Consider the following 13016-nt stretch of genomic DNA (forward strand, 5'->3'; position numbering starts at 1 on the left):
GCAAATCACAACCTATGCCGGACCAGTATCGGAGGACCTAGTCACACTACTTTGACCATGGCAAGCAAGCACCACATCGCCTGAAGCCGGTTTGGCCGTAAATTATGTCCGCTTCCGGGCAACATCTCGTGATCCCGCGCCAAACGGACCTGCACCGATATAGCGTCGGAAGGCCTCCGGTCCAGCCTTGGTAAAAAAATCGGCGACAGTCCCGGTTGCGGCAACCGTGCCATTGTCCAGGAACACCATGTCCTGGCCGATACGGTGGGCATCCTCCGGCTGATGCGTGACGAACAGCACCGTCATGCGCCGCTCCGCATGGACGCCGGCTACCAGATCGAGCATGTCGTCGCGCAAGGCCGGTCCGAGCGAGGCGAACGGTTCGTCGAGCAAGAGCACCGGCCGGTCGCGCACCAGGACGCGGGCGAGCGCGACGCGCTGCCGCTCGCCACCGGAGAGTTCGCGCGGCAGGCGCTGTTGCTTGCCGGCAAGGCCGACGCGCTTGAGCGCCCCGGCGATTGCAGCGTGGTCGCCCTCGGCCAGCCTGAGCGACGGCGAGCGGCCAAGGCCGACATTTCGTTCGACCGAAAGATGGGCAAAGAGATTGTTTTCCTGGAGCACCATCGACACTGGCCGCGCCGACGGCGGTTTGGCGCCGACATCGGCGCCGCCGATCAGCACGCGGCCCGATCGCGGCGTCTCGAAGCCGGCCACCAGATTGAGCAGCGTCGATTTTCCCGAACCGCTCGGCCCCATGATGGCGGTGATCTTCGAGGCGGCGAACTCGACATCGAATAAAAACGGCGCTTCGCGATAGCTGAACGAGACCTTTTCCAGCCGCACGGCCGTACCGCTTTCCGCGCTGTTGAGCATCATGATTTTTCTCCCTGCCCCAGCCAGTCAGCGGCCAGGACAAGCGCAAGACAAACCAGGCCGAGCAGCAACGCCAGGCCTGCCGCGTCCATCGTGCGGTAGCTGCCCATGCGCGCCAGCAAGAGGTAAGGCAGTGTCTGCAGGGAGTCGCTGCCGAACAGGGCAATGACGCCGAGATCGCCGAGCGACAAAGCCATGGCGAACGCGAAACCGGTGGCGAGCGGCCGCCGCAGCGACGGCCAGTCGACCAGCCGGAACCGGTTCCAGCCCGAAATGCCAAGCAGCAAACAGAGCCGTTCGTGGCGTTCGCTCGCCGCATCATAGCCGGGGCGAATGGCGCGGATGGCAAACGGCATCGCCATTACCGCATTGACGGTGACGACCATGACAGGGGCGATGGCAAAGACGTCGCTGACAGCACGCAGGAGCAGGAACCAGCCGGCGCCGATGACGATGGGCGGCACGACGAGGACGAAGCCGGCGCCGGTATCGGTGGCGTATTCGAGCAGCGTCCTGGCGCCGACGCGACGCCTCAAGGCCAGCGCCCGTCGTGCCATGACGAGCGACAGCGACAGCGCCACTGAAAGCAGCGCCGCCAGCAGGGCGAGCACGGCGCTGGTCAGCGTCGCCTGCCGCACCGCGATCTCGCCCGCCAGCCGGCCGAGATCGGCGCCAAGGCCTGACGTCACCATGGCAGCCATCGGCCCGGCGACGAACAGCAATGCGAGAGCGATCAATGCTGTATTCAGCACGGTCTCGGCCGGGCCGGCCGAAAGATAGCGGCGCGATGCCACCGGCAGGTTGGCGTCGCCGACGATGTTGGCGCCAAGCCGCATCAATGCCAGCACAACGACGAAGGTCAGCGCGATCTGCAGCAGTGTCAGCGTCACCGCGCGGGCAGGATCGAAATCGAAACGCAGTGCCTGGTAGATGGCGACCTCCAATGTCGTCGCACGCGGCCCGCCGCCCAGCGTGAGCACGATGGTAAAGGATGTGATGCAGAGCATGAAGACAAGCCCAGCGACGCCCGGCAGCGCCGCACGCAGCGTCGGCCATTCAATCAGCCGGAAGGCGGATCTGGCGCCCATGCCGAGCTGGCTCGCCAACCGCCACTGGTCGGCCGGCACTGTCGTCAGCGCTTCAAGGAACAGCCGCGTGGCCAGCGGCAGATTGAAGAAGACATGGGCGATGAGGATGCCGGACAGGCCGTATATGCCCGGCCAGCCCAGACCGCCAATCGCGGTGAGCACGCCGGCGAAATAGCCGGCACGGCCATAGAGAGCCAGAATGCCGAGTGCGGCGACGATGGCCGGCAGCGCAAGCGGCACGGCGAAGAGCTGCAGGATCAGGCCGCGACCAAAGAAGCGCGGATGCCGCGACAGCGCCCGCGCAACGAACAGCGCCGGCACGACGGAAAGCAGTGTCGACAGCAAAGCCTGCAACAGCGTGAAACGGGCGACCCGGAAGAGGTAGGAATCGAAGGTCGACGCGGCGCCGGACGGGTCGCGGGCGCCTTCGACGATGAGCCCGGCGAACGCTCCGCCGACCAGCAGCGCAACAGCGGCAAGCGCGATGGTGCCGGCGGTGACGCGGGGATCGGCAGGATATCCGGTATGCATGCCGCCCTGCCTAGTTCAACGATCGTCGAAGCAGAAAATATGGCTGAGGTCGAGTTCCCGGGCGCCGTAGAGTAATCATCTTTCAATCACAAGCTACTTGCTCATCACCGACAGCCATTCGTCGACCCAGGCCTTGCGATTGGCGGCGACCTCTTCCGGGCTGAAAAGCAAAGTCTTGGTCGGCTTGACGAGCTTGTCGAAAGCCGGATTGAGCGGCTTCTCGGTCTTGCCGGCCGGGAACATCCAGTTGGTCTCGGGAATGACATCCTGGAATTTCGGTCCGGTCATGAAAGTCAGGAACTGTTTCGCCAATGGGTTCTTCGCGCCTGACGTGGTGATGCCGGCAACCTCGATCTGCAGATACGCGCCCTCCTCGAAGGACGCCGCCTGATAGCGTTCGGTGTTTTCGGCGACCATGTGATAGGCCGGCGACGTGGTATAGGACAGCACCATCGGCGCCTCGCCCTTGGTGAACAGGCCATAGGCCTCGCTCCAGCCCGGCGTCACGGTGAGCACCTTTGCCCTAAGCTTGGCCCAGGCTTCCGGCGCCTTGTCGCCATAAACCGACCTCACCCACAACAACAAGCCGAGACCGGGCGTCGAGGTGCGCGGATCCTGGATGACGATCTTCTCATCGGCATTGCCCTCGACCAATTCCTTCAGGCTCTTCGGCGGCGTCTTCAGCTTTTCGGTGTCGTAGACGACGGCGAAATAGCCATAGTCGAACGGCACGAAAACATCGTCGCTCCAGCCGCCCGGCACATTGACATCGATGACGGCACCATGCGGCGAAAACAGGCCGGTGGCCTTGGCTTCCGCAGTCAGATTGGTGTCGAGGCCGAGCACGATGTCGGCCTTGGTCGCGGCCCCTTCCAGCTTGACGCGGTTGAGCAGGGCGACGCCGTCGGCGACCGCGACGAATTCGAGAGTACAGCCGCATTCGGCCTCGAAGGCCTTCTTCACCGCGGGGCCTGGACCCCAGTCGGCGGTGAAGCTCTCATAGGTATAGACGGTGAGTTTTTCCTGCGCGGATGCCGGCCCGATGCCGGCGGGAACAGTCGCCGCAAGCAGCACTGCCGAAACTAGAGTGTATAAAAACGTGCGCATCGGCGCCTCCTTCGTTCGCGTTGAAAGGAATTGAGGCGTCGGGCTGTCCGAAACGTCTAATCCCTCCGCCGGTACAAACCGGATCAGGTTCAGCGGGTTGGCATGGTCGCCTCTCAGCTGGTTCGCGAAGATCGCGTCCAGCACCCCGTTAGAGCGTTTCGACACATAGGCCCAGCCTGGTTGCGGCGCAAGCGGAAGTTTGCCGGGCATCTGGAACGCGGCCTTCCGTTTGGCAAGCAGGGCTGGTAAGGGCCACGCATATGAGCAAATTCACCATCCTGCTTGGCGGCGATCTAATCCGCACGCCGCTGCTCGACCGCCAGGTCGAAGGCTCCCGTGTCATCGCCGCCGACGCCGGCATGAGCCATGCCCGGACGCTGAACCTGACGCCGGAACTCTGGGTCGGCGACTTCGATTCGGTGCCGGCGGACTTGCCGGACGAGCTGGCCGCCGTGGCCCGCCAGGTGTTTCCGGCAGAAAAGGACAAGACCGACGGCGAACTGGCTATCGCCGCCGCGCTCGAACGCGGCGCGACCAGTCTCGTGCTCGCCGGCGCGTTCGGCGGCAAGCGCACCGACCACGCCTTCCTGCACCTGGCGCTCAGTGTCCGACTGGCCGAGGCAGGGACGGAGGTGCTTTTGACCAGCGGCGCACAGGAAGGCACTCCCTTGCTTCGCGGAAAGGCCGGCTTCGACTACGCCGATGGCACGCTGTTTTCGATTCTCGGCTTTTCCGACCTTACCGGCCTGACCGTGACCGGCGCCAAATGGCCGCTGAACCATATCGAGATGGCGTTCGGTTCGTCGCTGACCATTTCCAACGAGGTCAAGGGCCGGCTGGAAATTGCGCTGAGCAGTGGCCGCGCGCTGTTGCTCGCCCACCCATTCCCCTTACCTGGAAGCTGACATGGCGCCGCCACTTCTCAATCTCGACGGCATAAAACTGACCTTCGGTGGCACGCCGCTGCTCGACGGGGCGGAACTGACGGCGTCGGCGGGCGACAAGATCGCTTTGGTCGGCCGCAACGGCTCGGGCAAATCGACGTTGCTCAAGATCGCTGCGGGATTGATAGAGCCGCAGGACGGCGAGGTGTTCCGCCAGCCCTCGGCGACAGTGCGCTACCTGCCGCAAATGCCCGACTTGGATGGTTTCGCCAGCGTCCGCGCCTATGTCGAGGCGGGGCTCGGACCCGCCGACGATCCCTACCGCGCCACCTATCTGATGGAGCATCTCGGCCTGTCCGGCGACGAGCGGCCGAACGATCTCTCCGGCGGCGAGGCGCGCCGTGCCGCCCTTGCCCGCGTCATGGCGCCGGAGCCCGACATTCTCCTCCTCGATGAGCCGACCAACCATCTCGACCTGTCGGTCATCGAATGGCTGGAGGAGGAGCTTGCCCGCACCTCTTCGGCGCTGATCGTCATCTCGCATGACCGCCGCTTCCTCGAGCGCGTGTCGCGCGCCACCGTCTGGCTCGATCGCGGCCAGACCCGCAGGCTGGACAAGGGCTTTGGCCATTTCGAGGAATGGCGCGACACCGTTCTGGAAGAAGAAGAACGCGAGCAGCACAAGCTTGGCCGCCAGATCGTGCGCGAGGAGCACTGGCTGCGCTACGGCGTGACTGCAAGGCGCAAGCGCAACATGCGCCGGCTCGGCGAACTGCAGACCATGCGCCAGCGCTTTCGTGGCCATCGCGGCGCCGAGGGTGCGGCGACCATGGTGGCCAGCGACGCCGCCGAATCCGGCAAGCTGGTGATCGAGGCCAAGACCATCGAGAAGAGGTTTGGCGACCTCACTGTGGTCAAGGGCTTCTCGACCCGCATCCAGCGCGGCGACCGCGTCGGCCTGGTCGGCCCGAACGGTGCCGGCAAGACGACACTGCTGAAGATGCTGACCTGCGAATTGAAGCCGGACTCAGGCACGGTGCGGCTCGGCACCAATCTGGAGATCGCCACGCTCGACCAGAAACGCGACGCGGTCGATCCGCAAGAGACACTGGCGCAATACCTCACCGACGGGCGCGGCGAGAACCTCGTCATCAATGGCGAGCAGCGCCACGTCGTCTCCTACATGAAGGATTTCCTGTTCAAACCGGAACAGGCGCGCACGCCGGTGCGCGAGCTTTCGGGCGGCGAGCGGGCGCGGCTGCTGCTCGCCCGCGTGTTGGCGCGGCCGGCGAACCTGCTGGTGCTCGATGAGCCGACCAACGACCTCGACATGGAGACGCTGGAATTGCTGCAGGAACTGGTCGCCGGTTTTGCCGGTACGGTGATCCTGGTCAGCCACGACCGCGATTTCCTCGACCGCACCGTGACCAGCCTGATCGCGCCGGACGGCGGCGGCCGCTGGATCGAATATGCCGGCGGCTATTCCGACATGCTGGCGCAGCGCGGCGGCACCAGGCTGGACGACCGCAAGGCACGGCCAAAGGCCGAGACCAGCGAAGTGGTGGCGGCAGGCAGGAGCGAAGCACCCGCGCCGAAGGGCTCAAAAAAACTGTCGTTCAAACAAAAATTCGCGCTGGAATCGCTGCCGAAGAAGATCGAGGCGGTGAACGCCTCGATCTCACGGCTGGAGAACAACATCGCCGACCCAGCCTATTACGAGCGCGATCCGGCCTCGTTCCAGAAGACCATCGCCGCCCTCGACAAGGAGCGCGCCACGCTGGCAGCGCTCGAGGAGGAATGGCTGGAACTTGAAATGTTGCGCGAGGAGATGGAGGGGTAGGCATTGCATGCGTGCTTTTATGCGCCTATCTTATGCGCATAAATGGGAGCTGCTCCATGCTTCAGTCGACTCCAAAAGCCCAACGAAAATCGGTCAATACCTCGATCGACTCCAGATTGATCGAGGACGCCAAGGCGCTCGGTATTAATATATCTCGCGCCGCCGAGGAGGGTATCGCCAAGGCGATTTCAGCCGAAAAAACGCGCCGGTGGCAGGAGGAAAACAGGGAGGCGATCGAGAGCTCTAACGACTATGTCAGGCGCAACAGACTGCCACTGGCCAAGTACCGGCCGTTTTGATGGCGCGTTACGATTTCTACCGGAGAGCTGAAGGCGACGGCTATCTGCTCGACGTTCAGGCTGATCTTCTTGAAGGTCTAAACACAAGGATTGTTATCCCGTTGATGCCGCCCAACATGGCCCCGGTGCCGGGGCGCCGGCTAAACCCCACCTTCACGATCAACGGCAGTGACCATGTCATGGTCACTCAATTCATGTCAGCCTTGATGGCTTCTGAATTGCGTGCCGCCGAAGGAAATCTTTCCAGCCGCCACGACGACATCGTGGCCGCGCTCGACATGCTATTCCAGGGCTTCTGAGAGGGTTGAGGCTGGTGAGCCCCGGCCTCAGCCCGCCTCTTTTGTTTGCCAGGCCTTCAGCGCCTCGTCGAACACCTTCTCGCCGGGAATGCCCTTTTCCATGGTGAGCAGCGCCCGCCGTCCGGTCTTGTAGACGACCGGTACGTCGATCCATTTCTGGCCCCGGAGCAGGGTCAGATTGGCGTCTTCGTCCGCCTTGGTGTCGTTGAGAGCGACCAGGAAGAAGCCGTCCGCGATTTTCGCCGGGATGCCGATCAGCGGGCTGCCGGCATCCTGTTCAGAGCCCTTCATGGCGACGCGCAGGATATTGTCGACGCCGCCGCCGTCGAAACCATCGGGCGTCAGGAAAATCATCTCGATGATGTGGCTGGCCGGCAGCGTTTGGTCGGTGTTGCGGCGGATGGTCATGCGCAGCTGCACGTCCTTACCCGGAATGCTCGCCTCGGCGCGGATTGCCGGCTCGGGCGGCAGATTGCCGCCGGGCGATTCCTGTACCAGCGACCAGACGATGCTGCCGGGCTCGGCCGAGCCTTGGGCGGTGCTGGTGCGCTCCTCGTAGAAGATCGCCTTTTGGCCGACCGCCAGCGCGGTTTCCGCAGGCGCGGCTGTCGGCGCGGCCGGCGCAGCACCGGGGGCCGGCGCTGCCGGGGCGGCTGCGCTATCGGTCGGCGCCGCCGGCGCCGGCGTGGCGCCATCGGCAGGCGGCGTTGCGGGGGCAGCACCCGGCGTGGCGGGCGCAGTCGTGGCTGGCGTATCGCCGGCCGGCGCGGCAGGCGCAGGTGCAGCCGGCGGCGGCGTGGTCAGTGCTGCGACGGATTCGCCCTCTCCGATACCGCTTTGTCCTGGAGCGGGGCCGGGATCGACCTCACCGCCCTCGGGCGTCAGCCGCTGGGTGAACTTTGTGCCCTCGGCATCCGTTGGAGCCGCAGCTGCCGGAGGCCTTGCCGCGGCATCGGTAGCCGGCTCGGCCGGGGTCGGCTTCACTAGCGGCTCTATGGTTGCGACCGTCGTGCTGTTGAGACCTAGCATATTGCTGAACGCGTCCTTGTTCAGCCAGATGCCATAGCCGCCGCCGGCGACGACGAGCAAAGCGACGACAGCGGCGATCAGCCCGCCAGAGCTGCGCCTCCGCTCGGCAGGACGCAGACGCTGAAAGGTGTCCGGCGCCGGCTCCTCGTCGTTGGGAAAGACATCGTCTCTAAAGGTATCGCTCTTCTCGTCCTCCGCTGGAAGATCCGCGACCGAAGGCACCGCATCGGTGTGCTCTGGAGGAGAAGCAACGGATGGCGGTTTTTGCCAATTCGGCGCGGCTTTGGCGGCAGGCGCCGGCTGCCTTGCCGGCTCAGTCTTTACCGGCTGCCATGCCGGCTCAGTCTCTGCCGGCTGCCATGCCGGCTCGGTCTTTGCCGGCTGCCGAACATGGCTGGGTTGGTTCTTGTTGCGGTCGATGGAGGAGAAGATGTCTTCCAGCTCCGACAGCGGATCGGATGCCGGCACGCTCCTGGTATAATCCCGCTCGACGCTGGCGATGGCGTCTTCCAGGGTGCGCTTATGCTGGGCAACGACCGAAGGCGCCAGCGGCGGTGTGATCTTGGCCAGCTTGTCCGCGATCGTTGAACGGGCCTTGTCATAGACCCTCGCGCGTACCTCCGGCGACGGCTCGCCGAGACCATTGAGCGTCTTTTTCAGAGCACCAACAAAATCTGCCATGCTTCAGTCGACCTGCATTTCGTTTCTGGGCCGGCCCCGCAAATCGGCCGCGATGCCCGGAACGGCTGAGAATCTAGTCTTGAAACGGATCGGTCACAAGTATTGTGTCGTCCCGTTCAGGGCTGGTGGAAAGGAGTGCGACCGGCGCGCCGATCAGCTCCTCGATGTGACGGACATATTTGACTGCCTGGGCTGGCAGATCGTTCCAGCTTCTGGCGCCCGCGGTGGTGCCTTTCCAGCCCTCCAGCGTCTCGTAGACCGGTTCGACGCGCGCCTGCGCACCTTGGCTGGCCGGCAGATAATCGATCGCCTCGCCATCGAGGCGGTAGCCGGTGCAGACCTTGATCTCGTCCAGCCCGTCGAGCACATCGAGCTTGGTCAGGGCGATGCCCTTGATGCCGTTGACGGCGACGGCCTGGCGGACCAGCACGGCATCGAACCAGCCGCAGCGGCGCTTGCGGCCGGTGACGACGCCGAACTCGTGGCCGCGCGTGCCCAGGAACTCGCCGATCTCGTTCTTCTGTTCGGTCGGGAACGGACCTTCGCCGACACGCGTCGTATAGGCCTTGGTGATGCCGAGCACATAACCGATGGCGCCCGGACCGACACCGGATCCGGCGGCCGCTTGACCGGCGACCGTGTTCGACGAGGTGACGAACGGATAAGTGCCGTGGTCGATGTCGAGCAGCGTGCCTTGCGCGCCCTCGAACAGGATGCGTTCACCGGCGCGGCGCTTGTCGTCGAGGATCTTCCAGACGCGGTCCATATAGGGCAGGATCTCGTCGGCGACCGAAATCAGCTCACTCATGATGGCGTCGTGCGTGACCTCGGCGTGGCCGAGCCCACGACGCAGCGCATTGTGATGCGTCAGCAGCCTGTCGACTTTCAAGGGCAGCGTTTCCAAATCCGCCAAGTCCATCACCCTGACCGCGCGCCGGCCCACCTTGTCCTCATAGGCGGGGCCGATGCCGCGACGGGTCGTGCCGATCTTCGTTCCGGAATTGGAGGCGGCGTCTTCGCGGAATCCGTCCAGCTCCCGGTGCAAGGACAGGATAAGCGCGGTGTTTTCGGCTATTTTCAGGCGCTCGGGCGTCACCTCGACGCCTTGCGCCTTCAATTTCGCCACTTCCGCGACGAAGGCGTGCGGGTCGAAGACGACGCCATTGCCGATGATGGACAGCTTGCCTTGTCGCACCACGCCGGACGGCAGCAGCGACAGCTTGTAGACCCTGCCGTCGACGACCAGCGTATGGCCGGCATTGTGGCCGCCCTGGAAGCGCACGACGACGTCAGCGCGTTCCGATAGCCAGTCAACGATCTTGCCTTTGCCCTCGTCGCCCCATTGCGAGCCGACGACCACCACGTTGGCCATGTTTCTTTTCCCTTGAGGCGCCGCTCGGAGCGGCTTGAAATGGTTCGAAACGACAGGCTTCTATCGCATAGGCCCGAAAATCGGAATCGATTTCGGAAAGCACGATGCGGACATTCAAGCCTTGAGACGCGTACTTTGTCCGTCCAAGTGGACGCACGTCGCTCTATAACGTCAAGACCCGGCGAGCGCGACCATTCTTTACCGCCGAAAGCGCCCTCAGGCACAACAATTTTCGCCTTTGACATCATTTACTTGGGCGAACCACCACAATAGCTCGGCATAGACCCTCCGCCTGCCCCTCGCCCGGCTGGAATTTCGCGATGCATCGAACCGCCTATCTGTTCTTGCTGTTCACCACCTTGCTGTGGGGCGGCAACTCCGTGGCCGGCAAGCTGGCGGTCGACCACATTTCGCCGATGACGCTGGTCTTCCTGCGCTGGGTTCTGGCCGTTCTGATCATGCTGCCGATCGGCTGGCGAGCGCTGCGCGAGGATTGGCCGGTGGTGCGCCGGCATTGGTTGCTGCTTGGCGGGCTCGGCGCCTGCGGCTTCACCTTCTTCAACGCGATCTTCTACACGGCGCTCAATTACACGACGGCGATCAACGTCTCGATCGAGCAGGCGGCGATCCCGATCGTGATCATCCTAGCCAATTTCGTGCTGTTTCGCCTGCGTGTGAACCAGGTGCAGATCGCCGGCGTCGTGCTGACGATCATCGGTGTCGCCCTGACCGCCAGCCATGGCGATCTGCGCCAGCTTCTCAAGCTGGATCTCAACTTCGGCGACGCCATTATGCTGATCGCGGTGCTTTGTTACAGTTTCTACTCGGTCGGGCTGCGGCTGAAGCCGGCCATACGCTGGCAAAGCCTGATGCTGGCGCTGTCGATTGCCGCACTTGTCACCTCGCTGCCTTTCTTCCTGTGGGAATTGGCCGCCGGCAAGGTCATCGTCCCCGATGCGCGCGGCTGGGCGATAGCGTTCTACACCGCGATCGGCGCCTCAGTCGTCTCGCAGATCTTCTATATCAGGGGCAACGAACTGATCGGCGCAAACCGGGCCGGCCTGTTCATCAACCTGGTGCCGATCTTCGGTACGCTGCTGTCGGTGCTGATCGTCGGTGAGACATTCCAGCTCTATCAGGGTCTGGCCCTCGTGCTGGTGCTCGGCGGCATCAGCCTCGCCGAATACAGCGGAAGGAAGCTGGCGATTTAGCCGGCAAATGTTCGGGATCGGATCAGAATGGTGCAATCCAGAGCCCGTCGCAGCCATTATTGTCGAAACGCCCCGTGTGCTTGTAGAGCACGCGGGGCGCGCGCGGGCATGTTTCAGGCGCCGCCCACATCGAAATGCAGCCGCTTGGCGGAGTCGATCGACTTGTGCGCCCGCACCTGTTCCAGCACGTTTTCCGGAAACGGAGCATCGAGATAGAGCAGCGCGATGGCATCGCCGCCAGGCCGGTTGCGGCCGAGCTGGAAATTGGCGATGTTGACGCCGTTCTCGCCGCAGACCGTGCCGAGCAGACCGATGATACCGGGCGCGTCGGCATTCGTCGTGTAGAGCATATGCTGGCCGACCTCGGCGTCTAGGTTGATGCCTTTGATTTGGATGAAGCGCGGCTTGCCGTCCGAAAAGCAGGTGCCGGCGATCGAACGCGTCCTATGCTCGGTCTTGACCGTGAGCTTGATATAGCCGTCGAACACGCCGGATTTGTCGCGCTTGACCTCGGCGACGATGATGCCGCGCTCCTTAACCATGATCGGCGCCGACACCATGTTGACGTCGGAGACCTGCGGCCGGATCAGCCCGGCAAGGGTGGCGCTGATCAGCGCGCGCGTGTTCATCGTCGCGGTCGAGCCGTCGAAAAGGATCTCGACCTCCTTGATCGGGTCCTCTGTGACCTGGCCGACAAAGGCGCCGAGCACTTCGGCCAGCTTGACGAAAGGTTTTAGGCGCGGCGCCTCCTCGGCGGTGATCGACGGCATGTTGATGGCGTTGGAAACGGCGCCCTTGATCAGATAGTCGGCCATCTGCTCGGCGACGTGCAGGGCGACATTCTCCTGCGCCTCCATCGTCGACGCACCGAGGTGCGGCGTCGCCACCACATTCTCCATGCCGAACAGTTCGCTCTGCTCCGCCGGTTCGACCTCGAACACGTCGATGCCGGCACCTGCCACCTTGCCGCTTTTCAGTGCCGCGATCAGGTCGGCCTCGACGATCAGCCCTCCACGAGCGCAGTTGATGATGCGCACGCCGGTCTTCATTTTGGCGATCGCCGCAGCGTCGATGATGTTGCGCGTCTTGTCGGTCAGTGGCGTGTGCAGGGTGATGAAATCGGCGCGGGCGAACAGCTCGTCGAGTTCGACCTTCTCGACGCCGAGTTCCTCGGCACGGCTGTCCGACAGGAAAGGGTCGAAGGCGATGACATGCATCTTCAGGCCGACGCCGCGCGTGGCCACGATCGAGCCGATGTTGCCGCAGCCGATGATGCCCAGCGTCTTGCTGGTGATCTCGATGCCCATGAAGCGGTTCTTTTCCCACTTGCCGGCATGGGTCGAGGCATTGGCTTCCGGTATCTGGCGGGCCAGCGCGAAGATCATGGCGACGGCATGCTCTGCGGTGGTGATCGAATTGCCGAAGGGCGTGTTCATCACGATGATGCCCTTGCGGCTCGCCGCCGGGATGTCGACATTGTCGACGCCGATGCCGGCGCGGCCGACCACCTTCAATTTGGTGGCGGCGTTGATCAGCTTCTCGGTGACTTTCGTCGCCGAACGGATGGCGAGGCCGTCATACTGGCCGATCACTTCGAGCAGCTTTTCCTTGTCCTTGCCGAGGTCGGGCAGGTAGTCGACGTCGATGCCGCGATCCCTAAAGATCTGCACGGCAGTGGTGGAGAGTTTGTCTGAGACGAGAACGCGGGGCATTGGCTTGGTCCTTTGCGATTGGCGCCCCTCCCCCTTTGAGGGGAGGGTCGGCGCGAGCGCCGGGTGGGTCGTTGCGGCCGGACGCCGCCG

Annotated in this window: 11 protein-coding genes and 1 riboswitch; of the genes, 5 read left to right on the forward strand and 6 right to left on the reverse strand. The window is 63.8% G+C overall.

From position 1 onward, the window contains the following. Nucleotides 1-102: 102 nt before the first annotated feature. From thiQ to thiB, 3 genes are all read right to left on the reverse strand, one after another. Complete coding sequence (thiQ, locus tag AC0L3L_RS18385) at nucleotides 103-873, reverse strand: thiamine ABC transporter ATP-binding protein (protein ID WP_473638729.1); 771 nt, start codon at nucleotides 871-873, stop codon at nucleotides 103-105. Continuing rightward, nucleotides 873-2492: a thiamine/thiamine pyrophosphate ABC transporter permease gene (gene thiP, locus AC0L3L_RS18390; protein ID WP_473638637.1), complete on the reverse strand. Its 1620-nt coding sequence runs from the start codon at nucleotides 2490-2492 to the stop codon at nucleotides 873-875. Before thiP ends, thiQ begins: the two co-directional genes overlap by 1 nt. Nucleotides 2493-2585: 93 nt before the next feature. Beyond that, nucleotides 2586-3599: a thiamine ABC transporter substrate binding subunit gene (gene thiB / locus AC0L3L_RS18395; protein ID WP_473525657.1), complete on the reverse strand. Its 1014-nt coding sequence runs from the start codon at nucleotides 3597-3599 to the stop codon at nucleotides 2586-2588. 43 nt (nucleotides 3600-3642) lie between these two features. Continuing rightward, nucleotides 3643-3757: riboswitch (TPP riboswitch) on the reverse strand. 102 nt (nucleotides 3758-3859) lie between these two features. Here thiB and AC0L3L_RS18400 point away from each other — a divergent pair. Genes AC0L3L_RS18400 through AC0L3L_RS18415 form a run of 4 tightly spaced genes read left to right on the forward strand, consistent with a single transcriptional unit; the run spans nucleotide 3860 to nucleotide 6921 of the window. Further along, entirely contained in the window at nucleotides 3860-4504 is a 645-nt protein-coding gene (locus tag AC0L3L_RS18400) for a thiamine diphosphokinase (RefSeq protein ID WP_473486359.1), read from the forward strand. A gap of 1 nt (nucleotide 4505) precedes the next feature. Continuing rightward, a complete protein-coding gene (locus tag AC0L3L_RS18405) occupies nucleotides 4506-6323 on the forward strand; it encodes an ABC-F family ATP-binding cassette domain-containing protein (RefSeq protein ID WP_473638638.1) in 1818 nt (605 codons plus the stop codon). A gap of 56 nt (nucleotides 6324-6379) precedes the next feature. Beyond that, complete coding sequence (locus tag AC0L3L_RS18410) at nucleotides 6380-6622, forward strand: type II toxin-antitoxin system CcdA family antitoxin (RefSeq protein ID WP_473638639.1); 243 nt, start codon at nucleotides 6380-6382, stop codon at nucleotides 6620-6622. Beyond that, nucleotides 6622-6921, forward strand: a complete 300-nt coding sequence (locus AC0L3L_RS18415; RefSeq protein WP_123150144.1) for a CcdB family protein — start codon at nucleotides 6622-6624, stop codon at nucleotides 6919-6921. Before AC0L3L_RS18410 ends, AC0L3L_RS18415 begins: the two co-directional genes overlap by 1 nt. Nucleotides 6922-6948: 27 nt before the next feature. Here AC0L3L_RS18415 and AC0L3L_RS18420 read toward each other — a convergent pair whose 3' ends face one another. Next, nucleotides 6949-8631, reverse strand: a complete 1683-nt coding sequence (locus AC0L3L_RS18420; protein ID WP_473486357.1) for a hypothetical protein — start codon at nucleotides 8629-8631, stop codon at nucleotides 6949-6951. A 73-nt stretch (nucleotides 8632-8704) separates the two neighbouring features. Beyond that, nucleotides 8705-10003 carry an adenylosuccinate synthase gene (locus tag AC0L3L_RS18425; RefSeq protein ID WP_473486356.1) on the reverse strand — a complete coding sequence of 433 codons (1299 nt, stop codon included), beginning with the start codon at nucleotides 10001-10003 and terminating at the stop codon, nucleotides 8705-8707. 320 nt (nucleotides 10004-10323) lie between these two features. Between AC0L3L_RS18425 and AC0L3L_RS18430 the strand changes: the two genes are divergently transcribed. Next, nucleotides 10324-11214 (forward strand): DMT family transporter, encoded by an 891-nt coding sequence (locus AC0L3L_RS18430; RefSeq protein ID WP_473486355.1) that lies wholly within the window; start codon nucleotides 10324-10326, stop codon nucleotides 11212-11214. 113 nt (nucleotides 11215-11327) lie between these two features. On the opposite strand, the gene serA is transcribed toward AC0L3L_RS18430, so the two are convergent. After that, a complete protein-coding gene (gene serA, locus AC0L3L_RS18435; protein WP_123150140.1) occupies nucleotides 11328-12926 on the reverse strand; it encodes a phosphoglycerate dehydrogenase in 1599 nt (532 codons plus the stop codon). Nucleotides 12927-13016: the final 90 nt, after the last annotated feature.

It is taken from the genome of Mesorhizobium sp. WSM4849, from assembly GCF_055811385.1.